At 69.5% G+C, this 26,288-nt stretch carries 29 protein-coding genes; 11 read left to right on the top strand and 18 right to left on the bottom strand.

Features of this window, described 5'->3' with window-relative positions:
• Position 1: 1 nt before the first annotated feature.
• The 8 genes from H8R02_RS06175 to H8R02_RS06140 form a co-directional block, all read right to left on the bottom strand.
• Entirely contained in the window at positions 2-892 is an 891-nt protein-coding gene (locus H8R02_RS06175; protein WP_222622325.1) for a hypothetical protein, read from the bottom strand.
• Complete coding sequence (locus H8R02_RS06170; RefSeq protein ID WP_187080434.1) at positions 892-1,788, bottom strand: hypothetical protein; 897 nt, start codon at positions 1,786-1,788, stop codon at positions 892-894. The genes H8R02_RS06175 and H8R02_RS06170 overlap by 1 nt, the downstream gene beginning before the upstream one ends.
• Positions 1,789-1,790: 2 nt before the next feature.
• Entirely contained in the window at positions 1,791-2,798 is a 1,008-nt protein-coding gene (locus H8R02_RS06165; RefSeq protein WP_187080433.1) for a c(7)-type cytochrome triheme domain-containing protein, read from the bottom strand.
• Positions 2,795-3,214, bottom strand: coding sequence for a c(7)-type cytochrome triheme domain-containing protein (locus H8R02_RS06160; protein WP_187080432.1), 420 nt, complete (start codon positions 3,212-3,214; stop codon positions 2,795-2,797). Before H8R02_RS06160 ends, H8R02_RS06165 begins: the two co-directional genes overlap by 4 nt.
• A 10-nt stretch (positions 3,215-3,224) precedes the next feature.
• A complete protein-coding gene (locus H8R02_RS06155; protein ID WP_187080431.1) occupies positions 3,225-5,150 on the bottom strand; it encodes a hypothetical protein in 1,926 nt (641 codons plus the stop codon).
• On the bottom strand, positions 5,151-6,092 hold the full coding sequence (locus H8R02_RS06150) for a peptidylprolyl isomerase (protein WP_187080430.1): 942 nt from the start codon (positions 6,090-6,092) through the stop codon (positions 5,151-5,153).
• Between the two features lie 72 nt (positions 6,093-6,164).
• Positions 6,165-6,998: a cytochrome c3 family protein gene (locus H8R02_RS06145; protein ID WP_222622324.1), complete on the bottom strand. Its 834-nt coding sequence runs from the start codon at positions 6,996-6,998 to the stop codon at positions 6,165-6,167.
• Between the two features lie 169 nt (positions 6,999-7,167).
• A complete protein-coding gene (locus H8R02_RS06140; protein WP_255429158.1) occupies positions 7,168-8,262 on the bottom strand; it encodes a 6-bladed beta-propeller in 1,095 nt (364 codons plus the stop codon).
• A 131-nt stretch (positions 8,263-8,393) separates the two neighbouring features.
• Here H8R02_RS06140 and H8R02_RS06135 point away from each other — a divergent pair, with 131 nt between their 5' ends.
• Complete coding sequence (locus H8R02_RS06135) at positions 8,394-9,476, top strand: c-type cytochrome (RefSeq protein WP_187080429.1); 1,083 nt, start codon at positions 8,394-8,396, stop codon at positions 9,474-9,476.
• Entirely contained in the window at positions 9,457-10,584 is a 1,128-nt protein-coding gene (locus H8R02_RS06130; RefSeq protein ID WP_187080428.1) for a c-type cytochrome, read from the top strand. The genes H8R02_RS06135 and H8R02_RS06130 overlap by 20 nt, the downstream gene beginning before the upstream one ends.
• A gap of 67 nt (positions 10,585-10,651) precedes the next feature.
• Here H8R02_RS06130 and H8R02_RS06125 read toward each other — a convergent pair whose 3' ends face one another.
• Positions 10,652-10,957: a c-type cytochrome gene (locus H8R02_RS06125; protein WP_187080427.1), complete on the bottom strand. Its 306-nt coding sequence runs from the start codon at positions 10,955-10,957 to the stop codon at positions 10,652-10,654.
• 164 nt (positions 10,958-11,121) lie between these two features.
• On the opposite strand from H8R02_RS06125, the gene H8R02_RS06120 reads away from it, so the two are divergent.
• A complete protein-coding gene (locus H8R02_RS06120; protein WP_187080426.1) occupies positions 11,122-11,460 on the top strand; it encodes a hypothetical protein in 339 nt (112 codons plus the stop codon).
• Positions 11,461-11,572: 112 nt separating this feature from the next.
• The gene (locus H8R02_RS06115) at positions 11,573-12,337 is read left to right on the top strand and encodes a transglycosylase SLT domain-containing protein (protein WP_187080425.1); all 765 of its coding nucleotides are present in this window, start codon (positions 11,573-11,575) and stop codon (positions 12,335-12,337) included.
• Positions 12,338-12,341: 4 nt separating this feature from the next.
• On the opposite strand, the gene H8R02_RS06110 is transcribed toward H8R02_RS06115, so the two are convergent.
• On the bottom strand, positions 12,342-13,334 hold the full coding sequence (locus tag H8R02_RS06110) for a Bug family tripartite tricarboxylate transporter substrate binding protein (RefSeq protein WP_187080424.1): 993 nt from the start codon (positions 13,332-13,334) through the stop codon (positions 12,342-12,344).
• 19 nt (positions 13,335-13,353) lie between these two features.
• On the bottom strand, positions 13,354-14,211 hold the full coding sequence (locus tag H8R02_RS06105) for an isocitrate lyase/PEP mutase family protein (RefSeq protein WP_187080423.1): 858 nt from the start codon (positions 14,209-14,211) through the stop codon (positions 13,354-13,356).
• A gap of 362 nt (positions 14,212-14,573) precedes the next feature.
• Between H8R02_RS06105 and H8R02_RS06100 the strand changes: the two genes are divergently transcribed.
• Entirely contained in the window at positions 14,574-15,698 is a 1,125-nt protein-coding gene (locus H8R02_RS06100) for a PAS domain-containing sensor histidine kinase (protein WP_187080422.1), read from the top strand.
• A gap of 32 nt (positions 15,699-15,730) precedes the next feature.
• Positions 15,731-16,114 carry a hypothetical protein gene (locus H8R02_RS06095; protein ID WP_187080421.1) on the top strand — a complete coding sequence of 128 codons (384 nt, stop codon included), beginning with the start codon at positions 15,731-15,733 and terminating at the stop codon, positions 16,112-16,114.
• 9 nt (positions 16,115-16,123) lie between these two features.
• Here H8R02_RS06095 and H8R02_RS06090 read toward each other — a convergent pair whose 3' ends face one another.
• The 3 genes from H8R02_RS06090 to H8R02_RS06080 all read right to left on the bottom strand — a co-directional run bounded on the left by H8R02_RS06090 (position 16,124) and on the right by H8R02_RS06080 (position 17,801).
• A complete protein-coding gene (locus H8R02_RS06090; RefSeq protein ID WP_187080420.1) occupies positions 16,124-16,561 on the bottom strand; it encodes a putative toxin-antitoxin system toxin component, PIN family in 438 nt (145 codons plus the stop codon).
• On the bottom strand, positions 16,558-16,851 hold the full coding sequence (locus H8R02_RS30300) for an AbrB/MazE/SpoVT family DNA-binding domain-containing protein (protein WP_187080419.1): 294 nt from the start codon (positions 16,849-16,851) through the stop codon (positions 16,558-16,560). The genes H8R02_RS06090 and H8R02_RS30300 overlap by 4 nt, the downstream gene beginning before the upstream one ends.
• Before the next feature lie 68 nt (positions 16,852-16,919).
• Positions 16,920-17,801 (bottom strand): MBL fold metallo-hydrolase, encoded by an 882-nt coding sequence (locus H8R02_RS06080; RefSeq protein ID WP_187080418.1) that lies wholly within the window; start codon positions 17,799-17,801, stop codon positions 16,920-16,922.
• Positions 17,802-17,912: 111 nt separating this feature from the next.
• On the opposite strand from H8R02_RS06080, the gene H8R02_RS06075 reads away from it, so the two are divergent.
• The gene (locus tag H8R02_RS06075) at positions 17,913-18,785 is read left to right on the top strand and encodes a LysR family transcriptional regulator (RefSeq protein ID WP_187080417.1); all 873 of its coding nucleotides are present in this window, start codon (positions 17,913-17,915) and stop codon (positions 18,783-18,785) included.
• Here the strand turns inward: H8R02_RS06075 and H8R02_RS06070 are convergent.
• Positions 18,782-19,768: a hypothetical protein gene (locus H8R02_RS06070; RefSeq protein ID WP_187080416.1), complete on the bottom strand. Its 987-nt coding sequence runs from the start codon at positions 19,766-19,768 to the stop codon at positions 18,782-18,784. The genes H8R02_RS06075 and H8R02_RS06070 overlap by 4 nt on opposite strands.
• A gap of 159 nt (positions 19,769-19,927) precedes the next feature.
• Here H8R02_RS06070 and H8R02_RS06065 point away from each other — a divergent pair, with 159 nt between their 5' ends.
• A complete protein-coding gene (locus tag H8R02_RS06065) occupies positions 19,928-20,524 on the top strand; it encodes a M23 family metallopeptidase (protein ID WP_187080415.1) in 597 nt (198 codons plus the stop codon).
• On the opposite strand, the gene H8R02_RS06060 is transcribed toward H8R02_RS06065, so the two are convergent.
• Together H8R02_RS06060 and H8R02_RS06055 are read right to left on the bottom strand one after the other, a co-directional pair.
• A complete protein-coding gene (locus tag H8R02_RS06060; RefSeq protein ID WP_187080414.1) occupies positions 20,508-21,422 on the bottom strand; it encodes a dioxygenase family protein in 915 nt (304 codons plus the stop codon). The two genes, H8R02_RS06065 and H8R02_RS06060, sit on opposite strands and share 17 nt — an antisense overlap.
• Positions 21,423-21,441: 19 nt before the next feature.
• Positions 21,442-22,101: an NUDIX hydrolase gene (locus tag H8R02_RS06055; protein WP_187080413.1), complete on the bottom strand. Its 660-nt coding sequence runs from the start codon at positions 22,099-22,101 to the stop codon at positions 21,442-21,444.
• Between the two features lie 51 nt (positions 22,102-22,152).
• Here H8R02_RS06055 and H8R02_RS06050 point away from each other — a divergent pair, with 51 nt between their 5' ends.
• A complete protein-coding gene (locus H8R02_RS06050; protein WP_187080412.1) occupies positions 22,153-23,001 on the top strand; it encodes a hypothetical protein in 849 nt (282 codons plus the stop codon).
• Here H8R02_RS06050 and senA read toward each other — a convergent pair.
• Positions 22,982-24,181: a selenoneine synthase SenA gene (gene senA, locus H8R02_RS06045; protein ID WP_187080411.1), complete on the bottom strand. Its 1,200-nt coding sequence runs from the start codon at positions 24,179-24,181 to the stop codon at positions 22,982-22,984. The two genes, H8R02_RS06050 and senA, sit on opposite strands and share 20 nt — an antisense overlap.
• On the opposite strand from senA, the gene senB reads away from it, so the two are divergent.
• Both senB and selD read left to right on the top strand, forming a co-directional pair.
• Positions 24,166-25,149: a selenoneine biosynthesis selenosugar synthase SenB gene (gene senB, locus H8R02_RS06040; RefSeq protein ID WP_187080410.1), complete on the top strand. Its 984-nt coding sequence runs from the start codon at positions 24,166-24,168 to the stop codon at positions 25,147-25,149. The two genes, senA and senB, sit on opposite strands and share 16 nt — an antisense overlap.
• Entirely contained in the window at positions 25,146-26,198 is a 1,053-nt protein-coding gene (selD, locus tag H8R02_RS06035; protein WP_222622323.1) for a selenide, water dikinase SelD, read from the top strand. The genes senB and selD overlap by 4 nt, the downstream gene beginning before the upstream one ends.
• The last annotated feature ends 90 nt before the right edge of the window (positions 26,199-26,288 follow it).

Here is a 26,288-nt window from a genome sequence, read left to right as displayed (position 1 = left end):
TCTACCCCGGGATGTACACGCCCGCGGCCCGGATGGCCTTGACGAGTTCGCGCGTGGATTGCTCGAGCGTCCGGACGGCGCCTTCGTGGTCGCGCCGCGCGGCCTGCTCCTCGGCCTGCGCGCGCAGCTTCTCGGCCGCGCCCACCGCCTGGTCGACCATCGCATCGACGCTGGCCATGCCGCGCTTGTCTTTCAACAGCATCTGGACCAGCATCTTGTGCGTGTCGTTGCGGTCGATCTCGTAGGTGTACTCCTCGGCCTTGCTCGCGAAGTTGAGCGAGCGCACCACGGTCTCGCCATCGCGCAGGTTGCCGATCGCGGCCTTCACCGCCAGGTAGGCGCCGTCGATCTTCGTGCGCGCGTCGACCAGCCGGCCCACGCCTGCGAGCTGCTGCGCCTCGCGCATCTCGGCTTCGACGCGCTGCGACAGCTCGCCCGCGCGCGGGCCGCCGCCCTTCTCGGCGGCGATGCGCTTCTGCGCGTCGAGCAGCACGCGCGTGGATTCCATGCGCGCGTCGAAGTCGATCTTCTGCTTGCGGGCGACCAGCTCGTTGGAATCGGCCAGGCGCACCGCCTCGAACATCGCGCGGGACGCGTCGTCGAGCAGCGCGGACGCCGATTCGAGCTGCCCCGCCTTGAGCGCAGCGCCCGCGCGCGCATGCAGTTCGCGGGCACGCGTGCGGTGCGTGGCCGCGGCCTCGATACCACTCGCCTGGATCTGCCTGGCGGCCGACGAGCTCTCGATCAGTGTCGCGGTGGACACGAGCTTGCGCTCCAGCTGGTCGCGGTCCGGCGGCAGTTTCACGGGCGCCTGCGCGGCGGCATTGAACACGGTGGCGGCGGCCAGCAGCAAGCCCAGCCGCTGCGCCGCAAAAAAGGTGCGAAGTTCCATCAGTTGCTCCCCATCGTCTGCGGCACCACCAGGCCCGCGGCCTGCAGGGCGCGCCGCAGCGCGTCGGTGCCTTCATTGACCTTGCGGATGGCCAGCAGCGCGTCGCGCCCCGCCACCCCCTCGGCCGCTTCGCGCAGCTCGCGCGCTTCGGCCACGTGCCGCTCCACCAGCGCCAGCGCCTCGGGCGAGGGCCGGTACTCCAGCAGCGCCAGCGGCACCAGCCGCTCGAAACTGCGATGCCGCGCCAGCTCGAAGGCGAACTCCTCCTTGCGGTCGGCGAACTTGCGGTCGTAAACGATCGTCTGGCCCGCCAGGCGCGCCGATGCGTCGCGCAGCAGCAGCACCACCGCCTGGTCGAGCTGGCGGTTCGCTTCGATGTACTTGTCGGCCCGGGCGAGCGTGGTGGCCTGCTGCACGAGCTCGCCCACCTTGGCCGTCACCCGCTGCGCGGCCTCGGCGGCGCGCGCGTCGCCTTGCGGCAGCGCGATCTCGGCGGTGCGGCGCAGCGCAGACACGCTGTCTTCCAGCTGCGCGTAGCGGGCGCGCTCGCCGGCCTGCTGGCTGCCGGGGTCGGGTACCAGCTGCTGCGCGCGGCTGATCTCGATGATGGCCTCGTTGACCAGCGCATCGGCGCCGCGCAACTGGCCCATCGTCGTGAGCGTGCGCGCGTGCAGCGCGAGCTCGCGCGCGGAGGCCACGTGCCTGCGCGCCTTTTCATTGTTGCTCGCCGCGACGCGCGCGACCACCGGCGACTGGTTGAGCACCTTGTCGAGCATCGTCAGCTTCTGCTCCACGGCCTGCGCCGAGGGCGCCGGCCGCTCCACGTCCGCCTGCGCGAAGGCCTGCGACAGCGCGACGACGATCGCGGCGTGGGTCCAGAACGCGGCCTTCAGCATGGCTACTGCTTGGCCGCCGTGCCTTCGGCCGCCGCGGTGGCGGGTGCCGCCTGCTTGGGCTTGGAGTGGCACAGCCGGCACTCGGACACGGGGAACGCGACCTTGCCGTGGCAAGTACCGCACGCCTCGCCGAGCAGGATGCTGGCCATGCTGATCTGGTTGGCGCCCTTCTGCGGCTTGAAGATGGCCGGGTGGCAGTTGGAGCAGTCCAGCCACTCGGTGTGCTGCTTGTGCGGGTACACCACGTCGGGCATGGAGCCCTTCACTTCGCGCACGATGTTCAGGTCCATCACCATCGGCTGCGTGGCGGCATTCACCTTGTCCGCGCGCGGCGTGATGCGGTTCTCGCGCAGCGACTTCACCCAGTCCACGCGGTTGCCCGCGTTGCTGCGCGACAGGTCGTTGAACGCGGCCAGCGGCGGCTGCAGCGCATGCGTGCCGTCGTTGCCCGGGTCGTGGATGCCGTCCTCGGCCGGCGGGCGGTTGCGCTGTGACGGCGGGCGCAGCAGGCGGTTGAAGGAGTTGACGCCTTGCGGCGCGGCGACCTGGACGGCCGCGACCGGTGCGGGCGCGGGCGCTGCAACGGGTGCAGCCGCGACGGGTGCCGGGGCAGCTGGCGCGGGCGCTGGCGCCGCAGGCTTCGCCGCCGCAACCGCGGCCGGCGCAGGTGCGGCAGCAGGCGCGGGCTTCGCCGCCTGCGCGGTCGCCGTGCCCGCCTGGCCGACCATGTACGCCACGGCGCCGGCAAGCTGCGCATCGGTGATCGCGGGCATCGCGCCCTTGGGCGGCATCGCGCCCTTGCCGGCTTTCGCGCTGGCCACGAGGCCGGCCATGCTGCCCGCCGCGGCCAGGCGCGCCTTCCATGCGGCCGTGTCGCCGGCCTTGGGCGCACCGAGCACGCCGGTGCCGTGGCAGGCGACGCAGCCGCCTTCGTAGGTGGCCTTGCCGTCCTGCGCGGACGCATTGAAAACGAGGAGCGCCGCTGCCGCGGCGAGTGCGATGCGTTTCATGGCTTCGCTCCCTTCGCCGGCGTGACGATCGAGCTGGTCGTGCTCTCGTGCACCTGCGTCGGCGTGTTGGGCTTGCCGCTGTGGCACATGTTGCAGTTCTCGACGTTCCACGCGACTTCGCCGTTGTGGCACGCGCCGCAGAACTGGCCGTCGATCACCTTGACCATGTTGATCTCGTTGCCGCCGGCCTTGAACTTGAAGCCGAGGTCCGCGTGGCACACCTTGCAGCGGAAGCGGATGCGGTGGAACCAGTGCGGAAACACGACCGGCCGCATGCCGGCCTGGTCGGAGTAGTTGTTGATCACCACGTCGCCGTATTCGGCGCGGGCATCGAGCGTCACGCTGCTTCCGAGCAGCGCGGCCAGCGCCAGCAGGGTGGTGCCCACCCAGCGCGCGCGTCGCGATTTGCCGTCCATGTCTTGACCCCTAATCTCCAAAATTGCGCTGCACCCTGAACATCAGGAAGTCGCGCCGCTTGCCCTCCACCTGCGACAGCCGGTAGAGCGTCCCCGTCTCGAGGCGGCCGACGGACCAGTCGAGGCGGTTCTCCCACATGCGTGTCTCACGATCGGGAAGCGAGGGCAGCGTCCCAGCCTGTCTCAGCACATCCTGGGCCAGCTTGATGCGCGACGTGAAGCGCAGCCCCGGCATGTCGAGGAAGCGGTTGTCGCGGTACGTGATCTCGCCGCTCGCGCTCGTCGAACCCGTGGTTTCCCCCGGGATGAGCCCCGTGCCCGCGTCGAGGTAGTGGTCGCCCACGCGCTGCGCCACGCGCTGCAGCGTGAAGTCGCCGCCCAGCGAGCGCCAGCGGTTGAACTCGATGGTTCCCGAAATCTGGAAATTCCATAACTGGAAGCGGGCATGGCTGCCGCCCAGCTCGCGCGAGTCGCTGAATGTCAGCCGGGCGTAAAGGCTCTTGTTGTCGCCGCCCGCGGTCCACGTGAGCGAGCCCATGTGCAGCGCGGTGCGCTGCGAATTGCGGGACGACGCGAGCTGCGCCGCCTGCGCGGGCAGGCTGCTTTCGATGCGCGAGACCGACAGGCTCTGGCTGGCGGTGAGCGAAAGTGCCGACGACGAGCCGAGCGGCCACGCGCGCGTCACCGAGTGCCCGGCCTGCGCGTTCACGGTGCCCTGCGTCTCGTCTTCCACCTGCGAGCCGCTCGACGCGGCGACGGAGGCATTCACCGTCGCGAAGCGGTCGTAGCGGAACTGGGCGAAGTTCAGCGTGTCGGCCTGCCAGCTCACGCCGGCCGAGCCGCTGAAGCCCTGCGCCTGCGCGCCGCTGCTGCGCGTGGTGGTCACGGTCCCGTTGGCGGTGAGGCGCAGGTTGCGCGTGAGCTCGTAGTTCGCGCCTGCCGTGAACGACAGGTTGTCGATGCCGTGACCGGTGACGTCGTCGCGCAGCACCACGGCGCGCGCGGCGCCGCTGAGCGACAGCGGCGAGCCCTCGCGGTGCCACAGCCCCACGCTGGAGACCTGCAGCACGCTGATGTCGCTCGGCGCGCCGGCGAACTCGTCCACTGTCTGCGTGAGGTTCACGGTGGTGTTCAGCGAGAACGGCCCCACCGGCGACCACGAGTGGCGCGCCACCAGGCTGCGGAAGTCGCTGCTCTCGCCCACGAGCCGGCGCCGCGCGTGCGAGAGCGAGCCGCCGACGGACAGGTCGTTCTCCTTCCAGCGCAGGCCGAAGTCGGCGGTGAGCGAGTCCTGCGTGTCGCGAAAGCCGGTGCCCGACTGTTCGCGGTGCTCGTAACCCGCGCTCACGTTCCAGTTGCCGGTGGCGGGCCGGTAGCGCTGGGTCATGCCGATGCTGGTGGTGCGGAAGTCCAGCCCCGTCGAGAGGCCCGAGTCGATGCGGCTGTCCACCCGGTCGACGTGCACCTCGAAGGGAAAGCGGCTGCGCGGGAACACGTCGATGCGGGCATTGCCGCTGGCGAACTGCTCGCGGCCGGCGGTGGCGGGATGCGGCGCAAAGGGGTCGTCGACCGCGCCGGTGCGCGTGTGCGCACTCGTCAGCCGCAGGCTCGCCTGCACGGTCGCGAACCACGGCTGGTAGATGTAGGTCCGTGCACCGAACGTGCCGGTGAACAGGTGCGCCATCGTGCTCGCCTCGCCTTTGGCGCGCGACGCGCGCAGGTCGTAGGCGAGCGAGCCCGCGGTCCGGATGGGCGGCAGGCCGCCCCAGTTGAAATCGAACAGGCCCTTGAAGCCGCCCGGCTCGTTGCCCTCCTCGGCGGGCGGTGGCTGCGCGACTCGCGCGTCAGACGTCGGGGAGCGCTCCTGCTGCGCCGCCACGCCCCCGGCCGCGGCCACGGCCAGCAGCGCGAGAAGGAGGCGGGAGCCGCGGCGCATTCAAAACTTGGACTCGTCGATCTTCGAGGGCGTCTCACGCCGCAGCTTCGCGAGCAGCGCGTTCCAGGCCTCGTCGCCGCGCTCGCGCATCCACAGGTCCTGCGCGCGCTGGCGCACCGAGTCGAGCGGGTTGAGCTGCGGCGGCTTGCGGCCCTGCAGCTTGAAGAGCGCCACGCCTTCGAGCAGCACGACGGGCTCGCTCAGGTCGCCGGGCTTCATCTTGTCCACGACACCCTGTGCGGCTTCGGGCAGCATGCCGTGGTGCACGTACCCGAGGTCGCCGCCTTTCTGCGAAGAGCCGTCGCCGGAGTGCAGCTGCGCGAGCTGGGCGAAATCGGCGCCGGATTTGAGCCGCTTGTGGATCGCCGCACCTTCGGACTTGGCGGCGTCCCACTTGGACTGCGGCGAAGACGGGTCGACCTTCAGCAGGATCATCGCCACGTGCAGCTGCTCGGGCGAGGTGAACTTGTCCTTGTGCGTCTCCCAGTACTGCTCGAGCTGGCGCGCCGTGGGCTCGCCCACCTGCCGCACCTGCTTCGTCAGCTGTTCGACGACGCTGTCGCGCTCCAGCTTCGCCTGGATGCCGGGCAGGAGGCGCGCGCGGTTCTGCTTCCACTGCGCGCTGTCCTTGTAGCGCGCCTCGTACGCGTCGATGGTCTTCTTCACCGATGCGGTGTCGGGCTTGATGCCGCGCTTCTTCGCTTCCTTCGAGAGAAGGACCGCATCGACGAGGTCCTGCGCGACTTCGCGCTGCAGCGCGGCGACCGCGCCCTCGGGCGGCTTGCCGTGATAGAACTTGCTGCGCGCCGCCTGCGCGAACGCGGCCTCGTAGTCCTGCTGCGTGATGACGACGTCGCCCACTTTCGCGAAGGGCGCATCATTGGCCGCGAGGGCCGCGCCGCATGCGAGGGCGGCGGCGAATGCGATGCTGCGGAGGATCATGGTCGTACGCCTTTCGGGAGAAAAAACGGGGCACCCAGTGCCCCGAAATCACTCGCTTGCAGAAACCGGTTCTTACTTCACGTGGCAGGCCAGGCACACGGCGCTGCCGGCATTGGCGATGCGCAGGAACGTGGCGTTGGTGCTGTGCGGGTCATGGCAGCTGGCGCACTCGACGAAGGGCTCGCTGTCGGTCTGGCCCGTGTAGCCCTTGCCGGGTGCGCGGGTGTAGAGAATCATGTCCGTCTTGTTGCGCGCGTTGTTCGGCGTGGCTTCGGTGTCGACCCACCACACGGTGGTGCCGTTGATGCTGGCGTTGGCGGGAGTCTTGAAGTCGCTGTCGCGCGTCGCGGCCGCTGGGGACGTGGCCGTGATGCCGCCGCCGCCGTACTGGATGCCGATCGGGTGGTCGTTCTTCAGGTCCTGGCCGAGGTTGGCGATGATGCCGGCCTTCATGACGCCGCCGGTCTGGTTGGCGCCGGACCAGGTGCCGGCCTGCCAGGCGCTGTCGCCCGCGGTGCCGGAGCCCGGCGCGTTGATCACCGCGCTCATCGACGTCACGCCGTCGTGGCACGAGAGGCACGCGATGGACACGGAGCCCACCGGCGCGGTCTTGCCGTCCAGCGTGGAGGTGCCCAGGCTGTCATACGTGGTGAACGTGTTCGGGTTGGGCAGCGTGCGGTTCCACAGGGGAACGACGGCGCTGGTGTCCGAACCGTGGGGCGTGTGGCAGAACACGCAGATTTCCGTCGTGCCGTCGAACTTGTTCACCCCCGTGCCGCCCGTGGTGGTGCCCAGGTTGTGCTTCGTGTTCTTGATCTGCGCGTCGGCGGGAAGGTGGATGGCCATGCCGGCAACTGCCACGGCAAGGCCCATCACCAGCTTCGCGAAATCGCTCTTGATGCCCATCTCTCTCTCCTATGTCAGGTGTAGGTATGTGGGCCTGATTCGCAGGTTGCGTGCCAGCGCGCGAAACCGCTCGCGGGGCCGTTTTGCTTGACCTGCGTCAAGCTTCCGGGGCCGCGGCTTCCTACATTCAGGAAAACACGGATGTCCATTGCGAGAAGCAGGAAACGCATCAGCGCTTTCCGTACGCCGCGTTGGCCGGAAGGTGTGCGGGCCGGAACACTTCGACCTTGCGGAAGAACTGGTCCACCATGTAGATGCGGCCGTCGCTGTCCACCGCGATGCCCGAAGGCAGCATGAACTTGGCGGGCTGGTCCTGCGGGCCGCGCGAGCCGACGTCCAGCAGCAGCTGGCCTTCCTTGTTGAAGATCTGGAAATTGCCGAACGCGCTGTCCGCCACGTAGATGTTGCCTTCGTTGTCCGCCGCGATTTCCTTGGGCCGCGCGAACTGGCCGCTCTGTCGCCCGATCGCGCCGAAGGTCTTGACGAACTTGCCGTCGGCGTCGAAGACCTGGATGCGGAAGTTGCCGCCGTCCACCACATAGAGCAGGCCGTCGGCACCGACCACCGCGTCGCGCGGCAGGTTGAACTCGCCGTTGCCGTCGCCGCGCTTGCCGATCTCCAGCAGCGCCTTGCCGGTATCGAGGTCGATGGCCCGCACCTTGTGGTCGTTGCTGTCCACGCCGCCGGCGTCCACCACGTAGATGCGCCGCCGCTTCGCGTCCAGCGCCAGGCCGGCGGGGCGGCTCCACTTCATGTCGTTGCCCAGCATGCGCAGGAACTTGCCGTTCGCGTCGTAGACATGCACGCGCTTGAGCGTGCCGTCCAGCACGTACACGTTGCCCTGCGGGTCGATGTCGATGCCGAAGGGCATGCGCAGGCCGCCGGGCTCCTCGATGCCCAGGCGCGTGAACTTGCGCGCGTTGAGGTCGTAGACGACCACGTTGCGAGCCACCGTGTCGCCCACGTAGACCTTGCCGTTGCGCACCGCCACGCCATAGGGCTTGTCGAGGCCCTCGCCCGCGCGGACCTCGCCGGTGACGAAACGCCGCAGCGCGCCGTCCTTGCTGTCGTCCACCACGTCGGCGCTGCTGTGGATCGAGCGTTCCCACACGATGCGCGCCGCCTCGGGCGGCGGCGGGAAGGCGGGGATCTCGGCCTTCTTCTCGGGAACGGTGGGTTGGGTGACGCAGCCGCCCATGGCGAGCAGCACGGCGATTCCCAGTGCTGCGCAGGCGAATCGCGTTTTCGGGAATTTCGGGCTCATGTTCGTCTCTGCCTCCATGGCGGTGGCGGGCGAAACGCAAGCGCCATGCCACGGGAGTTGACGGGTGGCATGGGCTTTGCACTAGGGGTTCCAAACTCAGTGGAGTTCCCATGTTCGATGGAGCCGACAAGATGACCCGACGCGTTTGCGAGCTTGCCGCCGCCCTGCTGGTGCTGGCCGCCGCCTGGGCCGCGCCCGAAGCGCACGCGGGCGACCGCACGGCGGCGCCGCAGACGCCGGCCGCGCTGTACCACAACTACTGCTCGGTGTGCCACGGCGACGCGGGCGACGGCAAGAGCCGCGCGCAGAACAGCCTGAAGCCGCCGCCGCGCGACTTCACCACGTCGCAAAGCGCGCAGGAGCTCACGCGCGAGCGCATGATCGCCGCCGTCAAGGGCGGCGTGCCCGGCACGGCCATGACCGCGTGGAAGACGCAGCTGGACGACAAGCAGATCGTCGAAGTCGTCGATTACGTGCGCAACACCTTCATGCGCCCGAGCGTCACCGACGCGAGCCGCGGCCGGCAGGTCTATGCGCGCGTGTGCTCCGTGTGCCACGGCGACCGCGGCGCGGGCTCCATGTGGGCCAGCGCGAACCTGCGCCCTGCCCCGCGCGACTTCTCCTCGCCGCAGGCGCTGGCCGAACTCACGCGCGACAGGATGATCGCCGCGGTGGCCGCGGGCAAGCCCAACACCGCGATGCAGGCGTATGGCCAGAAGCTCAGCCCCAAGGACATCGAGGAGGTGGTGGACTACATCCGCACGTCGATCATGCGTGTGGACGGCCTGGCCGGCATCAGCGGCACCCATGCGCGTGGCGTGCCGGTGAATGCGCCCGCGGCGGCACCGTCTGCGCCCGCACAAGCATTCAAGGCCGACATGAAGCTGCCGTTCCCCAACAACCTCAAGGGCGACATCGCGGCTGGCCGCAAGTTCTACGACGCGAACTGCGCGACCTGCCACGGCGCCAAGGGCGACGGGCAGGGCCCGCGCGCGTACTTCATCAACCCCAAGCCGCGGGTCTTCACGAGCGAAGAGTCGCGCGGCATCCTCAACCGCCCGGCGATCTACGCCGGGGTATCGGCGGGCAAGCGCGGCTCCGAGATGCCGGCGTGGGACAAGGTGCTGACGGCGCAGGAAATGGCCGATGTCTCCGAGTATGTCTTCCGCTCGTTCATCCAGACTGCGGGCAGCGATGTCGCGAAGAAGAAGTAGGGCACTCGCTGCGCTCGCCGCACTGGGTGCCGCCTGGCTGCTCACCGGCTGCGGCCAGGAGCAGCCCGTGCATGCCGCCGTGCGCGGCGCTGCGCCCGCCGTGCCGGTGAGCGCCGAAGTGCTGGAGCAGGGCCGCAAGGTCTGGAACTACCGCTGCTACTTCTGCCACGGCTACTCCGGCGACGCGAAGACGCTCGCCACGAGCTACCTCGACCCCAAGCCGCGCGACTTCACGCAAGTGTCGGGCGACACGTTGACCTACGAGCGCATGATGAGCGCGCTGAAGGACGGCCGCCCCGGCACCGCGATGAAGAGCTTCGTGGGCATCATCTCGCCGCAGGACATGCACGCCGTGACCGAGTTCGTGCGGCACGAGTTCATGAGGAACAAGGCCGTCAACACGCAGTACCACACCGCGGAAAACGGCTGGCCCAACCACGAGCGCAACGCGGTGGCCTTCCCGTTCGCGCGCGGCGACATCGCCATCGACACGCCGTGGGACAAGCTCGACGAGACGCAGCAGAAGGGCAAGCGACTCTTCATGACCGCGTGCATCACCTGCCACGACCATGGGCGCGTGGAGACGCCCGGCACCGTCTGGGAGTCCCGCGCGGTTTCCTACCCGCGCGACGCGTACTGCACCAGCTGCCACCAGGACGTGCCGCGCTCCGCGCCGCAGGGCGCCGCGCATCCGCAGCGGCCGGCGACGCACACGTTCTCGGAGCCCGACGGCAGCGTGCCCGTTCGCAAGCCGCACGCGGGCGACCCCGTCGCGCAGACCTTCCTCGTCCATGACAAGGCGCCCGCGATGAAGAACCCGAGCGCGAAGGAGCTGCGCGGCGAGCACCTGTTCCAGAAGAACTGCGCGTTCTGCCACGCCGCCGACGGCACGAGCAAGAGCTGGATCGGCAGCTTCCTCGAGCCGCACCCGCGCGACCTGACCAGCAGCGACGAGATGAAGGGCATGACGCGCGAGCGCCTTGCGCGGTCCATCTCGCAGGGCCTGCCGGGCACGTCGATGCCGGCGTGGAACGGCGTGATGCCGAAGGAAGACATCGACGCCCTGGTCGCCTATATCGCCAAGGCCTTTCACCCGGTCCCGAACTGAGCTTGACGCCGGTCAAAAAAATGCCCGCCGGTGAGGCGGGCAAATTCCGGGCTCGCTTGGAATGTGCTTACTTGACCGAACCGAGCATGAAGTCGACGGCGGCGGTGATCTCGTCGTCCGTCAGCGCGGCGTTGCCGGCCTTCGGGGGCATCGCGCCCTTGCCGGTCTTCACGGACGCGACGAGCGCGGCCTTGCCCGTGGCCACTCGCGGGGCCCAGGCGGCCTTGTCGCCGAGCTTCGGCGCGTTGGCGACGCCGGCCGCGTGGCACGCGACGCACGTCTTCTCGTAGACGGCCTTGCCGTCGGCGGCCATCGCCGTCACACCGGCGCCGAGCGCCACGGCGGCAACGAGGGCTTGAACTGCGAATTTCATGGGGGAAGCTCCATCAGGGTTGAAATAGCCCGTTCGATGCAATACGCATGCCGAGCGCGATACGCCGCTAAGTGCTTGATGCACCGTGGCGCGCCATGTTTGCGCTGGGAAAACATCCGGGCGCTTTCCTGCAATTGGGAATGGGCTTCTGCTCCAATGCCTGCATGGATCGCAGTGCAGTCATGCGATGGATTTGCGTTGCCGTGTTGCCGCTGGCCGCGTGCCGGCACGCGCCGCCCGCGGAGCATCCGCTCATGGGCCTGAGCTCGCCCATGGCGCGCCAGGCGCGCGAGACGGCGATGAACAGCGTGTGGCAGAACCACACGCTTTCCGAGCTCGTTGCGGCCAAGGGCAGGCCTGTGCTGGTGATGCAGATCCCGGGCGGCGGCAACCCGCCGGGGTTCGTCGTCGTGTACGGCATCGATCCGGACACGGGCTGCATCGACGCATTCGCGGTGAGCCACGACGGCGACCCGCGCGTGCGCATCTACCACTGCCGATAGCGCCGCTTGCGGCGCCGCAAAACGTGAATTTGACGCACGCTGAGCTAGAACTCCCCCGTGTCCTACCGCTCTATCAGTGTCCTCCTACACGCTGATCAAGACCGTCCGACACATGCCCTGCCTCAAGAAGACCTTCGTTGCCTCTGCCGCCCTCACCCTCGCCGCGCTGGCTTCCCTGCCGCTGACGAGCCAAGGTAGCGATGGCTCTGCGGTGGCACCTGTCGCGTCGTTCCCCGTTGTGAAAACGGTCACCGCTGCCGCCGCGGTCGCGGCCCTGAAGCCCGCCACGCCGGCCGCGATCGACCTCGAGTCCACGGATGTCGAGACCGTGCGCGCGCAACTGAAGACCGACACGATCAAGTGGGGCGGCAAGCCCGTGCAGACGCTCGATGAGGCATCCCGCATCCTGCTGGCCCAGGCCGCTGCCGAAGAGGCAGGCCTGCATGAGGTCGGCCTTACGTACGAAGACGTGTACGGCATCATCGAAGCCGAGACCTCGTGGGTGCAGCGCACCGGCGCCAGCAAGGACGGCACGCCCAACCTCGGCCTTGCGCAGTTCGAGCCGCGCACCGCGAAGGCCTACGGCATCGAAGACCCGAGCGACCCCGTGCAAGCCGTCTACGGCGCCGCGCGCTACATGCGTGACGCGGCCGAGTGGGCGTCCGGGCGCGTTGCGGGCCTGAAGCTCTCGCCCGAGCAGCACGCCCTGAAGGTGCGCGAAGGCGTCTCGATCTACTACAACCTGTCGATCAAGGGCCGCAACAAGTGGGACGGCCAGAACGCCGACGAGCTGCCGGTCGAAACGCAGCGCCACATCCGCAACGCGCGGGCCGGCGCGCAGGAAGCGCGGCAGCTCGTCGCGCAGCTGAAGGCCTGAGGCCTTACTCCACCTTGATGCCGGCGGCCTTCACGACGGCGCCATAGCGCGCGAGGTCGCGCGCCATCTCGTCGCGGAACTCGGCCGCAGTGCCGGGTGAAGCCTCGATGCCGAGCGTGCGCAGCTTGCCTTGCGCCTCCGGGTCGGCGAGCACAGCGTTGAGCTCCTGGTTGAGCCGCGTGGCGATCGCGGGCGGCAGATGGGCCGGCGCGAGCAGGCCCACCCACGAATCCACCACGAAGTCCGCGATGCCGGACTCGATGAACGTCGGCACGTCGGGCAGCGACGGCGAACGCTTCGCGCTGGACACCGCGAGTGCGCGCACCTTGCCGTCCTTGACGAATCCATGCGCGCCTGCCACGGCCGTGTACACGAGCGGGATGCTGCCGCCGATGACGTCGGTGAGCGCCTGCCCGCCGCCCTTGTACGGCACGTGCACGAGGTTGGCGCCGGTGCGCATCTTCAGCAGCTCGCCCGCGATGTGCGGCGTGCCACCGGTGCCGGAGGTTCCGAACGAGAGGCCGCCTTGCGTGGCCTTCGACACGGCCACGAGGTCCGCCATGCTCTTGACCGGCGCATTCGGGTTCGCGACGAGGATGAGCGTCGCGTTGCCGATCTTGCCGATGGACGTGAAGTCCTTGAGCGTGTCGAACGGCAGCTTCGCGAACACGTGCGGGTTGATCACCATCGTGCCGTCGAACGCGAGGGCCAGGGTGTAGCCGTCCGGCGGCGCGTCCTTCACCAGGGCCATGCCGATGTTGCCGGACGCGCCCGGCTTGTTGTCCACCACCACCTGTTGGCCGAGGCGGCGGCCCAGGAACTCCGCCACCACGCGCGCGCTCGTGTCGGTGACGCCACCCGGCGTGAACGGCACCACCAGCCGGATCGGCTTCGCGGGCCACGCGCCCTGCGCGTTGGCGGCCAGGGGCGCGAGTGCGGTGGCCGCGAGCAGCGCGGCGGCGAGCCAGCGCCTGCGCGCCGGAGATTCGTGTGTCATGCCTGTCTCCTTGTTGTCTTCAGTCTTCCGCATGCTGGCGGTCGAAGTCCCACACCTGCTCGAAGCCCATCAGCTTCGTCATGTCGCCGAAGGGCATGAGCGGCACCGCCATGCCTTCGGACGAACCCTGTGCGCGAATGTGCGAGTACGCCGCACGCATCGCCTCCGCGGCCGCGAGCAGCGCCGTCACGGGGAAAATCGCGATGCGGTAGCCGATGGCTTCGAGCTGCGGCATAGTCAGCACGGGCGTGCGCCCGCCTTCGACCATGTTGGCCACGAGCGGCTTGCCCGCCTCTCGGCCGATGCGCTCCATCTCTTCCACGCTTTCGGGCGACTCCACGAAGAGGATGTCCGCGCCCGCTTCGGCATACGCGTGCGCGCGCCGCAGCGCTTCGTCGAGCCCGAGCGACGTGCGCGCGTCCGTGCGCGCGATGATGAGGAAGTCCTTGCTCGATCGCGACTCGCACGCGACGCGGATCTTGCGCACCATGTCCTGCATCGGCACCACGCGCCGGCCCGGCGTGTGGCCGCACTTCTTGGGAAATTCCTGGTCCTCCAGCTGGATGGCCGCCGCGCCCGCCGCTTCGTAGCCGCGCACCGTGTGCTGCACGTTGAGCAGCCCGCCGTACCCTGTGTCGCCGTCCGCAATCAGCGGCGCGCCCGCCATCCGGGCCATGGCGCCGACGCGCTGCACCATGTCCGTGTAAGTGGCAATGCCTGCGTCCGGCAGGCCGAGGTGGCTGGCGACGGTGCCGAAGCCGGTCATGTACAGCGCGTCGAAGCCGAAGGTGGAAGCAAGACGCAGCGAGACCATGTCGTAGACGCCGGGCGCGGCGATGAGGCCGGGCTGGCGCAGGCGTTGGGCGAGGGATTGCATGGGCTCATTTCAACGCAGGCGGGCCGCGGCACCAACCGGGATGACCCGAGACGCACTTTCGGCGTACTGCACCATGCCGCGCGCGGCGGCGCAGGTTTCTTGACCGGCGACAACGTCAGCGGGGTGGCGAGGCGCATACTGCAAACAACGAGGCACAAGAACAACGACAAGGTGCCACCGGTTCAAGGATGCGCCCCCGAGCGCATCTGTAGCGCCAGGCCAATGGCGCGAAGGCGCCGCTCCCGCGCAAGTGGGGCGGCGCCAACCTTTTGCGAGGCAGGCCGGGTTTGTATGTAGCGTCCGACGCCGGAACCCAGCGGCGGCCCACCACCCGCTGCTGAGACGCACCGCAGACTGCGCAGGTGACGGCACAGGCCCAACGCATCCTCGAGCTCGGCTTGCCGTGCCTGCGCGACCACGCGATCGTGCTGATCGACCCCGAAGCACGCATCGTGGGCTGGTACGGCGGCGCGGAGGAGATCTTCGGCTACCGCGAGCAGGAGATCGTGGGCTGCGACACCTCGACGCTCTTCGTCGCGGAAGACTTGCAGCTCGGCCTGGACCGGCACGAGCTGGAGGTGGCACGGCGCGACAGCTTCTCGCACGACGACCGCTGGCACGTGCGCGCGGACGGCATCCGCATCTGGGTGTCGGGCACGGTCACCGCCGTGCGCGAACCTTCGGGAGAACTGTGCGGCTACATCAAGATCCTGCGCGACCGCACGGACCTGCGCATGAGCACCGAGCACCGCCAGAACCAGCTCGAAGCCGTGGAAGCCGCGATGCAGCGCACCAGCAGCTACCTGCAGACGCTCGGGCACGAGCTGCGCAACCCGCTCGCGCCCATCAGGAATGCGGCTGCCATCCTGGCCGCGAGCGGCAAGGACGAGCGCGTCCAGAGACTCGCGCAGATCATCGACAACCAGGTCAGCGTGCTCGAACGCGTGACGGCCGACCTGATGGACGTCTCGCGCCTGCACCACCAAAAGCTGGAGCTGCGGCCGACGGAGTTCGACATCCGCACCTTGCTGGAGGAAGCGGCCGCGGGGATGTCCGAAGAGGCGAGCGCACACGGCCTGAAGCTGGAATGCGTGCTGCCGCCCCAGCCGTTGCGGCTGGTCGCCGACGCCGACCGCGTGCGCCAGGCCGTCTCGAACCTGCTGACCAATGCGATCAAGTACACGCCCAGCGGCGGCTCGATCTGGGTGAAGGCCACGCGCGAGGTGGACGACATCGTCGTGCGGGTGCAGGACACCGGCATCGGCATCGCGCCCGATGCGCTGTCCCGCATCTTCGAGCTCTTCACGCAGGAGCGGCGCGCGAGCGAGCTCGTGCCCGGCGGGTTGGGCGTGGGCCTGGCCATCGTGAGCCAGATCGCCGAGCTGCACGGCGGCGTGGCGCAGGCGCGCAGCAGCGGCATCGGCAAGGGCTCCGAGTTCATGATCCGGCTGCCCTGCCGGCTGGCGCCGAAGGCCGACATCGCCTAAAGTGGCTGTCCGCCCACCAGGAGGTACGCGACATGCCGATTCGTACTGCATCGATGAGCAAGCGGATTGCCCGCAACGGCCAGGCGCTGCACCGCGCCATGATGAGCCGCGGCGCCAGCCAGCAGCCCACCGAGGAGGAGCAGGCCCTCATCGACGAGCGCAAGCAGCTCAAGGAAGAGCGCGAGAAGCGCAAGGCGCAGGCGCTGCTGCCGCGGCCGAGCGCGCTCGACCGGCTGGTGCGCACGCACCACCCGACGGCCAAGGACAAGCCCAAGGCCGACAAGAAGCACGACGAGGTGAAGAAGCCGAAGGCCCGGCGTTCGCGCGCCGAGAAGCATGCCGAGCAGGCCGCCGCGATCGAGGCGGCGCGCAAGCCGAAGGGCGCGAAGCCGGCTGCGAAGGCGGCGACGAAGTAGCGTCTCGCTTCAGCTTTCGTCGCCGAGCACCTGCCCGCAGAATGCATCGATCGTGAGGATGGGGCAGAGGCCCTTGGCGCCTGCGAGCGCCAGCAGGTCCTTGTCGCCCGACACGATCATCTGTGCCTTGCCGGCGACTGCGAGCTGAAGGAAGGCGACATCGTACGGATCACGGCAGCGCGGCACCTGCGGCGGTGGGTCCGCGATGTGGACCACCTGCACGTGCGGGATGTAGTCGGCGAGCAGCTCCTCCTGTTCGCTACCGGCGAGCTTGAACTTCGGGTACGCCAGCACGCGCACCAGCTCGCGCGCCGTTTCCGGGCTCGCCAGTGGCACGAAGGCACCCGACTGCCAGTTGCTTCGCACGCGGCGCGCCGTCCCCCCGCCGAACAGCAGCGCGGACAGCACCACATTCGTGTCGAGCACCACGCGAGGTGCCGCTTTCATTTGCGACGCGACTGCTTCTTGGTGGGAGTGCCGTATGCGGGCCTTGGCTCCGCAACCATGTGCTGTGTGGAACCCGAGCGCGCCCAGCTCACCGCGTCGGCGACGTCGGCATCCGTCAAACCGAGCTCTTCGAGCTTGGCACGAATCGCATCGCCGCGCTGGATTCGCACCGGCGTGAGGACGATCTGGCCTTGGCGCACCTCCACGTCGAAGTACTCGGTGGCCCCGACGGCAGCCACGGCGGCTTTCGGCAGCGTGAGCTGGTTCTTGGAGGTGATTTTCGCGAGCACGGCTACCCTTTGAGTAAGGATTCCTTACTTTACACCAATCCGGACGCGCATATCAGCGTACCGGCGCCTCACCACTTCATCTCGCCCTTGTTCACTTTCGCGCCGATGTCCAGCGCGATCCCCAGGCCCGCCTGCGGGTAGGCCTGCTGCATCGTGTCGATCAGCGCAGCGCTGCCCGCTGCCTTGGGAAGCTCGGCTTCGAAGCGCTTGAGGTAGTCGCGCGTGTAGGTAATGGCAGTCCCATCGAGCGCCGCGCCGGGCGCCATGTGGCCGGGCACCACGAGCGTGGGCTTGAGCGCCAGCATCTCGTCGAGCTGCGCCAGCCACGCCTGGCGCTCGGCCGGCGTCTGCGTGTCGGCGGTCCACACGTGCAGGTTGTTGAAGACGGCGATGTTGCCCGCGATGGCCTTGATCGAGGGGATCCACACATAGGGGCGTGCAGCGAGTGCGCCCGTGGTGCCGCGCACTTCGACCATCTCGCCGTCAACCGTGAGCGTCGTGCCCGTGATCGCCTCCGGCACGACAGGCTGGTTCGGCGCGTTAGCGCCCATCTTCGGGCCCCAGAAAGCGACCTTGCCCGCGAGCTTGGACTGGATCCTCTCGCGCACGGCCGGCGTCGCGAGCACCTGCGCCTGCGGGAACACGGCTTTGAGCGTCTCGGCGCCGAAGTAGAAGTCGGGGTCGGCGTTGCTGATGAAGATGGTCTTGAGGGTCTTGCCGCTGTCCAGCACGTTCGCGGCGACGCGCAGCGCGTCGGCACGGGTGAAGCCGGTGTCGATGACAAGCGCTTCGGTCTTGCCGCTGACCACGACGGCATTCACGTGGAAGCTGTTGGCATCGGCGTTGTAGACCTTCACCGTCAGCGGCGTTTGCGCCGTTTGCGCGGCGGCGCCGGCGGCAACGACGCCCAGCGAGACGGCGGGCACGAGGTGGCGAATCAGTTTGAACATGGTGTTTCTCTCGTCGGTTGGGTGGCAGGAGCGCCCAATGTATTTGCCGCGATCCGGTAGATAAACAGCGGATCGGTAGAATGGTTGTTGCACCGATCGTTGCAATCGAGAATGGACCGCCTCACCGCCACCCGCGTGTTCGTCACCGTCGTCGAGCAGGGCAGCCTCACGCGCGCCGCCGATGCGCTGGACATGTCCACGGCGATGGTCAGCCGCTACCTCGCGGCGCTGGAGAGCTGGTTGAACGCGCGGCTGCTGCATCGCACGACGCGGCGCATCAGCCTCACCGATGCCGGCGAATCGGCGCTCGCGTCGTGCCGACAGCTGCTCGAAGCCGCGGAGGACGTGCAGGGCGTCGCTGGCGCGGCGGGGCGCGAGCCCAAGGGGCGGTTGCGCGTGGCGGCCTCGCCCTCGTTCGCGCAGGCGCAGCTGTCGGCCGCGTTGGTGGAGTTCCAGCAGCAGCACCCGCAGGTGGGCATCTCGCTGATGATCGCCGAGCGCGCGGTCGACCTCGCGGCCGAACGCATCGACCTCGCGGTGCGCATCACCAACACGCTGGAGCCCACGCTGATCTCGCGCCGGCTCGCGTCGTGCCGCTCGGTCGTGTGTGCAGCACCTGCCTACTTGAAGGCGCACGGCACGCCGCGGCGCGCGATCGACCTGCACAAACACCGCTGCCTCGGGCATGCGGAGGTGAGCGCGGCGCAGTTGCGCGCGGGCGCCGAGGAGTTCTCGTCGAACGACACGGGCGTGCTGCACAGCGCCGTGCTCGCGGGCGCGGGTATCGCGATCCTGCCGACGTACCTCGTGGGCCCCGACTTGCGCAGCGGGCGCCTCAAGCAGGTGCTGCCCGGCATGGACCTCGACCTGATGGGTGTGCATGCGATCTATTTGTCGCGGCAGCACCAGCCGCTCGCGCTTCGGCTGCTGATCGACTCCCTCGCGCAGCGCTTCGGCGGCCGTGTCGCGCCGTGGGACCGCTAAGCCAGGCGCAGGCCTGTGACCTTCAGGCTCGCGGCCTCGAACTCGAAGCGCACCTGCTTGTTCTCCACGAACAGCTTCAACGTCAGCGCACCGCCCACCTCGTCGGCGGCGAATTGCATGTCCTTGAACTTCAGCAACGCGCCCCTGGCGGACAGCGCCGCCAGTTCGGCGGTGATCCCGCGCCCCACCGCTTCCGAGTGCACGCGCACCACGTTGCGTTGCTGTGCGCGGCCCGCCAGCTCCGCATGCACGCCGGGCACCGCGAACTTGCCGTCGCCCAGTTGCAGGAAGCCGGTGACCGACGTGCGGTCCAGCAGCAGGCGCGCCTGCTCGGTGAAGCCGATGCCAGGGCCCACCTGGCCTTGTCGCAGCAGGCCCTCGCCGAACTCCTTCAGGCGCAGGCTGCCGCGGTCGGACACCCACGGCGTGAGCAAGGCCCCGCGCTGTTCGAACTGCACGCCGGCAACGGGTGACGACGTGAACTGGTACAGGTAGCTGCGCCCGTTGGCCGCGTCCACGTAGATGCCCATTCGGCTCACGCCCATGCGCGAGTCCGGGCCGATGTGCTCGACCTTCGCTTCGTTGAAGTGGACCTCGCCCCTTCGCACGGGCACGGTGACATCCGCATCGAACATCAGGTGCGCGTCGACGATCTGCGCCTTGATCGTGCCGTCGGCCGTGGCCAGTGGATCGAGGCACCAGTCCTCGGGCGCGGCGCCGACGCGGTCCGGCAGCACGACGGGTCCGCGCACTTTCACGCCCGAAAGCTCCGCGTTCGCCGCCTTGAGCGCGACGATCCGCGGCGTGCCGCCCTCGAGGCGTGCGCTGGCGACGAGATCGTCCAGCGTGGCACGGGCAACCTCCAGGACGAAGGGCCCGGTGGCCACGCGCAACGAGCCGGCCTCGAGTTTCCCGGCGGTGAACTCGAAGCCATCCTCCTTCGCGCGCAGCGAGAGGCCTTCGGGTTCGGTGATCGCGAACATCCCTGCAATCTAGGCCCGCCCACGGGCACCTCATGTAGGAGCCTGCCGGAATCGGGCGGGACCGGCTATTGGGCCCGCCATCCACCGCGCGCCACGGCTGACTCCGGGAAGCGCGCGCTTCCGACGCGGCACGCGCCGGCTGGGCCATAAGGTGACGGCATGGGTTACCGGCTGTTGCTGTGCCTGGCCTGCGTGCTGGCCTTGCTGCACTCGGCGAGCGAATGGCTGGCGCCGCGGCCTCCCGCGCCCGCGCCGGTGGTGGTGGGGCGCGTCGAAGAGCCGCCACCCCCCACGCCCGAAGCCCGCCTCGCGCAGCGCAAGCTCGCCGTGCCGGTGCAGGGCGTGCCGCGCAACAAGCTGCGGGACACCTTCAACGCCAGCCGCGGCAAGGGCCGCGCGCACGAGGCCATCGACATCATGGCGCCGTGGGGCACGCCCGTTATTGCTGCGGACGACGGCGAGGTGGTGAAGATCTCGCGCAACCGCGCGGGCGGCCTGACGCTGTACCAGGCGGATGCATCGGGCCGCTTCGTCTATTACTACGCGCACCTTGCAGGCTATGCGGACCACCTGCGCGAGGGGCAACCGGTGCGTCGCGGCGACGTGCTCGCTTATGTCGGTTCGACCGGCAATGCCACCACGCCGCACCTGCACTTCGCGGTGATGCTGCACAAGGAGAGCCTGCGGTGGAAAGGCGCGGAGGTGGTGAACCCGTACCCGGCGCTCGCGCTGGCCGGCGCTACGGACGGCGGCTGAGCACCTCCGGCACCGGCCGCTCGCCTTCCGCCTTGCCGCCGATGGGTGCGCGCGGCAATCGCGCTTCGCCCGGCTCGATGGTGAAGGTGTAGTCCAGCGAATACCACGGCCCGGGCTCGTGCCGCACGAAGTCCGCGACGAGCCGGCGTGTCACGCCGAACTGCACGTCGGTGTCGATGTTCGGGTCGTCGCCCGCGTACACCTGCGAGAACTGCGTCCTGTAGCCGGGCTTGTGGATCATGAAGTGCACGTGCGCCGGCCGCAGGTTGTGCCGGCCCTGCATGCGCAGCAAGGTGCCCACCGGCCCGCCGACAGGGATCGGGTAGCCCGCGGGCTTGACGCTTCGGAAAGCGATGCGGCCATCTTCATCCGTGGTGAAGATGCCGCGCAGGTTCATGTCCGGCTGGCCGGGGTCCTGGTTCTCGTAGAAACCTTCCGCGGAGGATTGCCACACGTGCACCTCCGCGCCCGCGACGGGTGCGCCGTCCCGGTCCTGCACGCGGGCGTTGACGACCAGCCGGTCGCCGGCCGTGCCGGGTGCCGCGATCGAATCGCCATTGGCACGCCGCGGCGCATCGGCCCGCCAGAACGGGCCGAGCAGGTTGGCCGTGGTGCCCTCGTCGCCGCGCGCGTTGTTCAACAGGCAGACGAGCGCGGAGATACCCAGCGAGCCGGCGGCCAGCACCACCTCGTTGTGCGACGCGGTCGTGCGCTGCCCCAGCTGCGCCACCACGGCGCAGACCTGCTGGAACTCGGCTTCGGTGAGGCGAGCTTTGCGCACGAAGGCGTGCAGGTGCGTGACGGCCACGCGCATGATCTCTCGCCAGCGCGCGTCCGGTGCGCGCTCCAGCTCCGCCAGCACGGCGGCGGTCAGGTCTTCCTGCTTCTCGATGATCACGTTCGGGCTCCTTCCCTCATCAGCGCCACGCGAAGCGCGGCTGCTCGTAATGGGCGACGCGCGTGGCGCGGCCGGCGATGCACACTTCGCGGAACTGGTACAGCACCGCGGCGGTGGGTGCGGCGATCCACCCGTCGCCCACCGGCATGCGCAGCACGGGGCGCGCGGGGTCGTCCGACGCTTCCAGCAACGGCGCGTCGCCGCGCATGAATTCGGCGACGGGGATGCGATGGATGCTCGCGACTTCGTCCGCGCTGGGCACCAGCGCACGCGCTTGGCCCGCCCACACGACCACAGGCGTGATGACGAAGCCGGAGCGCGTCGCGAAGTCGTCGAGGCGGCCCAGCACGTCCCCCGGCCCGAGGCGCAGGCCCAGTTCTTCCTCCAGCTCGCGCAGCGCCGCCTGCTCGGGCGTCTCGCCCTCGTCCATGCGGCCACCCGGCAGCGCCCACTGGCCGGCGTGGTTGCGCAGCGTATCGGGGCGGCGCGTGAGCAGGATCGCGGCTTCGCGGCTCCAGCCGGCCGGCGCGGCGACACCGGGTAAACCGGCCCCCGTCCCCTCTTCCGCCAGCGCCAGGGCGACGGCGGCCGGCCTGTGCGCGCCTGGGCCCGCCGCCCGTACTTCGAAGGCGCGCAGCGCCGCCTGTACCCGCAAGCGCAGGTGTTCGTCCAGCAACATGCGGTCATTTTGCGCGCATCGTGTACGCTTGGCCGAGCTCGACCGCACGCCATGTCCACGCCGACCGTCACGTTCGTTTCGCTTGCCGCCGAACTGCAGCAGCGGTTCGCGCTGGCCGCGGGCGAAGTGCACGTGCTCGAGCGGCTGCAGGTCGCCCAGTTCGTCAGCTCCGGCGTCTTCGAGCCGTGGCCCGCGCCCGACCTGCTGCGCCACCTGCACGCCTCGCTGGAAGCGCTCGACGTGGAAAAGCCGGGCGCCGGCTTCGTCAACCACTTCGCGCAGGCCACGCGCTGCCGCGACCTGCTGCAGGCGATGGCCACGCAAGCCGGGCCGTACGCGGAGCAGGCGGCCACGCCGCTGCGCCGCCTCGCGCTGGACATCGGCATGCACACGGGGGTGATCGGCAACGTCGCGCGCGACGTGGACCCGATGCTGCAGACGCTCGGCCAGTTGCTCAGCGACCGCGACAAGATGCTGCGGCACGCGCAGGCGCAGGCACACGTTCGGTCCCTGTTCACACAGGCCGCGGACTACGTGAAGCGCACGCAGTTGCTCAAGGAACTGGCCGAGTCCGGCCGCAACTCGCGTGCGTCGCTCACCGCGCTGATCGACGCGCAGAAGGCGCTGCTTGCAACCGTGCAGGGCGGTATCGCCGAGGCGTGGGCTGCGTGGCAGCCGCCGGTGGCGCAGTTTGCCGCCATGATGAGCGAGCACCCCTCGAACGCGCGCTACCACCCTTCGGTGCCGGGCCTGCAGAAGCGCCTGCTGGAACTCCTCGTGAAGGCCATCGAGGACGCCGATGCGGCCGAAGTGCTGCGCAACCGCGCGAAGGAGCAGCTGGTGGCCGTGCAGCGGCAGGTGAGCGTCGCGAAAGGCTGGGTCAGCGGCCCGCCGACGTGACCGCCGACCGGAAGCCCGCGAGGATGTCGGTGCGGTGCGGCTCGAAAAAATTGCGGTAACGCGGGTGCGCAAGCGCCTGCGACGTCGCCGTGCAGGCGCCGCGCAGCACCACGCGCGTGCCGAACCAAGGAGCGGAGTAGTCGCGGTAAGGATGCGGCTGGAAGCCCGGGTAGGGTGTGAAGGCTGAAGCCGTCCATTCCCACACCTCGCCCCAGGCGAAGCCGGGCGCGTGCAGCGCCGCGCACTCCCACTCGGCCTCGGTGGGCAGGCGGAGGCCCGCCCAGCGGCACCACGCGCGCGCTTCGTGCGCCGTGAGGTGCACGGCGGGTGCTTGCGGCTCGCCGGCGCGCGACCGGATGCCGGCCTCACGGTCCTTCGCGCCGGTCGCGTCGAGCCATTGCGCGCCGGCGTCGTCCCATAAGCGGCGCTCGCGGTAGCCACCCGCCTCCACGAAACCCATGTAGCGGGCCCAGCTCACCGGGCGCGCGTCGATCTCGAAGGCAGGCAGGTGCACCTCGTGCGCATGCAGTTCGTTGTCGAAGGCGAAGCCGGCTCCCGCCCAGCCGATGCGGAACGTTCGTTCCTCCACCCGCAGCGCACCCTCCTGGCCTCGCTCGCGTTGGCACAGCACCTGCGGCGGCACCGCAATGCCCAGGGCGCGGGCCATGTAGACGGCAGCCTCCGCATGCATCTCCTCGTGCAGCGTGCAGAGGCGGAAGAAATAGAGGTCGTCTTCGGATGCGTCGGGGGGCAGCCGATCGAGCAGCTCCAGGGTTTGCGCCAGCACCTGCGCGAGGTACCCGCGCGTGGCCTGCAGGTCCGGCAGCGGCAAGTGCCAGCGCGTGTCGTGCGGCACGTTGCTGGAGTCGTACAGCGAGTCCGCGTTGCGCAACATCGACGGCGGGCGCTCCAGTTCGAGCCACGCGGCGCCCTGCCCTCGCTGTGGGTTGCGCCCGAGCCAGTATTCCTGGAACCAGCCGACATGGCCCAGCTCCCACAGCGGCGGGTTGAGCGTGGCGCGCAGCGGCACGGGCAGCTGCGGCCCGAGCGCCTCCTCGTAGGCCAGCGAGAGCAGCTCGGTGCGCTCCCGCGCCCGCAGCAGAGCCGCGCGCACTTGCGCAGGCCCGCCGGTGCGCAGGGCGTGCGCCGCGTTATAAACCCGGGATGAAGGATCGTCCATCGGTCGTCATCGTAAGTCCTGCGACCGCCGCGGCCAACAACGGCAACTGGCGCACGGCGGCGCGCTGGGCGACCCTGCTGGCGGATTCGTGCAAGGCGCGCGTGGTGCAGGCATGGCCCGATGCCGATGCGGCGCGCGACACGGTGATGCTGGCCCTGCACGCGCGCCGCTCTGCGGCGGCCGTGAAGGCGTGGCACGCGAGCCGCGGTTCGCGCGGCCTGGCCGTGGTGCTGACGGGCACGGACCTGTATGGCGACCTGCCGAACGATTTCGCGTCGCTCGCTTCGATCGAGGCTGCTTCGCAACTCGTCGTCCTGCAGGAAGACGGCTTGCGCGTGCTGCCGCAGCCGTTTCGCGCCAAGGCCCGCGTCATCTACCAATCCACGCCCGCATTGCCCGTGTTGCCCAAACCCGTGGGGCAACTCACGGCCGTGATGGTGGGCCACTTGCGAGAGGTGAAGAGCCCGGGCACGTTCTTCGATGCGGCGCGTTTGCTGCGTGGCGAACCCGGCATCCAGCTGCGCCACATCGGCGCCGCCGAAGAGCCCGCGTGGGCCGGGCGCGCCCACGCCACCGAGCGCGAGTGCCCCGGCTACCGCTGGCTCGGCGCGCTGCCGCACGAGCGCACGCGCGAGGAAATCCGCGCCGCCCACGTGCTGGTGCACCCGAGTGCCGCGGAAGGCGGCGCGCACGTCGTGATGGAGGCGGTGTGCAGCGGCACGCCGGTGATCGCCTCGCGCGTGTCGGGCAACGTGGGCATGCTGGGCGAAGACTACGACGGCTACTTCGAGCATGGCGACGCGGCGGCCCTCGCGCGCCTGCTGCGGCTGTGCCACGCGGAAGACCCCAGCACAGGCACCCTCGCGCGGCTGGGGGCACAATGCGCGCGCCGGGCCGCTTTGTTCGCGCCCGAAGCGGAGCAGGCCGCCCTGCTGCGCCTCGTCCAGGATTTGGAGATCCCGCCATGACCACGAACCCCACCGAACCCCGCCTCACCTCGCTCTCGCACGGGGGCGGCTGCGGCTGCAAGATCGCGCCCGGCGTGCTGTCCGAGATCCTCAAGGGTTCCGTGAACATGCCGGTGCCGCCGGAGTTGCTCGTCGGCATCGAGACGGCCGATGATGCCGCCGTCTACAAGCTCAACGACCAGCAGGCGCTGATCGCCACCACCGACTTCTTCATGCCCATCGTCGACGACCCGTACGACTTCGGACGGATCGCGGCCACCAACGCCATCTCCGACGTGTACGCGATGGGCGGGCGGCCGATCATGGCGCTCGCTCTCGTCGGAATGCCGATCAACGTGCTGTCCACCGCCACCATCGGGCGCATCCTCGAAGGCGGGCAATCGGTTTGCCGCGAGGCGGGCATCCCCGTCGCGGGCGGCCACACGATCGATTCGGTCGAGCCCATCTACGGCCTCGTGGCGCTGGGCCTCGTGCACCCGCAACGCGTGAAGAAGAACGCCGATGCGCGTGCGGGCGACGTGCTCATCCTTGGCAAGCCGCTGGGGGTTGGCGTGCTCTCGGCTGCTCTCAAGAAGGAGAAGCTGGATGCGGACGGCTACGCGCGCATGATCGCGAGCACCACCAAGCTCAACACGCCGGGGCCCGAGCTTGCCGAGCTGCCGGGCGTCCACGCGCTCACCGACGTCACCGGTTTCGGCTTGGCCGGCCACGGGCTGGAGCTTGCGCGCGGCGCGGGCCTGACCGTCACGCTCGACATGGCGAAGGTGCCGGTGATCCAGGGCGCGCGCGAGCTCGCGGCCGAGGGCTTCATTACCGGCGCGTCCGGCCGCAACTGGGCCGGTTACGGCAAGGATGTGCAGCTGCCGTCGGACTTCGCCGCCGTCGACCAGTCGCTGTTGACCGACCCGCAGACGAGCGGGGGCCTGCTAGTGTCGTGCAGCCCGGGCAGTGCGGAGCAGGTGCTTGCCGTGTTCCGCCGGCACGGGTTCGAGCAGGCTGCGGTGGTGGGCGCGTGCAGCGCCGGCGAACCGAAGCTGGTTGTGGTCTGACTGTCATCCCGGGCTTGACCCGGGATCCATCGTGGCGCGCCGCCATGGATGCCGGGTCGAGCCCGGCATGACAGCGTTGGAAGTCGCACG

This window comes from Ramlibacter albus, from assembly GCF_014297445.1.
Classification (GTDB): domain Bacteria; phylum Pseudomonadota; class Gammaproteobacteria; order Burkholderiales; family Burkholderiaceae_C; genus Ramlibacter; species Ramlibacter albus.
The sequence above is the reverse complement of the archived record's forward strand: the minus strand, read 5'-3'. Positions and strand labels throughout refer to the sequence as shown.

Coding starts and splice junctions, on each gene's coding strand:
- H8R02_RS06175 (WP_222622325.1), bottom strand. CDS start 892: ATGGAACTTCGCACCTTTTTTGCGGCGCAGCGGCTGGGCTTGCTGCTG.
- H8R02_RS06170 (WP_187080434.1), bottom strand. CDS start 1,788: ATGCTGAAGGCCGCGTTCTGGACCCACGCCGCGATCGTCGTCGCGCTG.
- H8R02_RS06165 (WP_187080433.1), bottom strand. CDS start 2,798: ATGAAACGCATCGCACTCGCCGCGGCAGCGGCGCTCCTCGTTTTCAAT.
- H8R02_RS06160 (WP_187080432.1), bottom strand. CDS start 3,214: ATGGACGGCAAATCGCGACGCGCGCGCTGGGTGGGCACCACCCTGCTG.
- H8R02_RS06155 (WP_187080431.1), bottom strand. CDS start 5,150: ATGCGCCGCGGCTCCCGCCTCCTTCTCGCGCTGCTGGCCGTGGCCGCG.
- H8R02_RS06150 (WP_187080430.1), bottom strand. CDS start 6,092: ATGATCCTCCGCAGCATCGCATTCGCCGCCGCCCTCGCATGCGGCGCG.
- H8R02_RS06145 (WP_222622324.1), bottom strand. CDS start 6,998: ATGGGCATCAAGAGCGATTTCGCGAAGCTGGTGATGGGCCTTGCCGTG.
- H8R02_RS06140 (WP_255429158.1), bottom strand. CDS start 8,262: ATGAGCCCGAAATTCCCGAAAACGCGATTCGCCTGCGCAGCACTGGGA.
- H8R02_RS06135 (WP_187080429.1), top strand. CDS start 8,394: ATGACCCGACGCGTTTGCGAGCTTGCCGCCGCCCTGCTGGTGCTGGCC.
- H8R02_RS06130 (WP_187080428.1), top strand. CDS start 9,457: ATGTCGCGAAGAAGAAGTAGGGCACTCGCTGCGCTCGCCGCACTGGGT.
- H8R02_RS06125 (WP_187080427.1), bottom strand. CDS start 10,957: ATGAAATTCGCAGTTCAAGCCCTCGTTGCCGCCGTGGCGCTCGGCGCC.
- H8R02_RS06120 (WP_187080426.1), top strand. CDS start 11,122: ATGGATCGCAGTGCAGTCATGCGATGGATTTGCGTTGCCGTGTTGCCG.
- H8R02_RS06115 (WP_187080425.1), top strand. CDS start 11,573: ATGCCCTGCCTCAAGAAGACCTTCGTTGCCTCTGCCGCCCTCACCCTC.
- H8R02_RS06110 (WP_187080424.1), bottom strand. CDS start 13,334: ATGACACACGAATCTCCGGCGCGCAGGCGCTGGCTCGCCGCCGCGCTG.
- H8R02_RS06105 (WP_187080423.1), bottom strand. CDS start 14,211: ATGCAATCCCTCGCCCAACGCCTGCGCCAGCCCGGCCTCATCGCCGCG.
- H8R02_RS06095 (WP_187080421.1), top strand. CDS start 15,731: ATGCCGATTCGTACTGCATCGATGAGCAAGCGGATTGCCCGCAACGGC.
- H8R02_RS06090 (WP_187080420.1), bottom strand. CDS start 16,561: ATGAAAGCGGCACCTCGCGTGGTGCTCGACACGAATGTGGTGCTGTCC.
- H8R02_RS06080 (WP_187080418.1), bottom strand. CDS start 17,801: ATGTTCAAACTGATTCGCCACCTCGTGCCCGCCGTCTCGCTGGGCGTC.
- H8R02_RS06075 (WP_187080417.1), top strand. CDS start 17,913: ATGGACCGCCTCACCGCCACCCGCGTGTTCGTCACCGTCGTCGAGCAG.
- H8R02_RS06070 (WP_187080416.1), bottom strand. CDS start 19,768: ATGTTCGCGATCACCGAACCCGAAGGCCTCTCGCTGCGCGCGAAGGAG.
- H8R02_RS06065 (WP_187080415.1), top strand. CDS start 19,928: ATGGGTTACCGGCTGTTGCTGTGCCTGGCCTGCGTGCTGGCCTTGCTG.
- H8R02_RS06055 (WP_187080413.1), bottom strand. CDS start 22,101: ATGTTGCTGGACGAACACCTGCGCTTGCGGGTACAGGCGGCGCTGCGC.
- H8R02_RS06050 (WP_187080412.1), top strand. CDS start 22,153: ATGTCCACGCCGACCGTCACGTTCGTTTCGCTTGCCGCCGAACTGCAG.
- senB (WP_187080410.1), top strand. CDS start 24,166: ATGAAGGATCGTCCATCGGTCGTCATCGTAAGTCCTGCGACCGCCGCG.
- senA (WP_187080411.1), bottom strand. CDS start 24,181: ATGGACGATCCTTCATCCCGGGTTTATAACGCGGCGCACGCCCTGCGC.
- selD (WP_222622323.1), top strand. CDS start 25,146: ATGACCACGAACCCCACCGAACCCCGCCTCACCTCGCTCTCGCACGGG.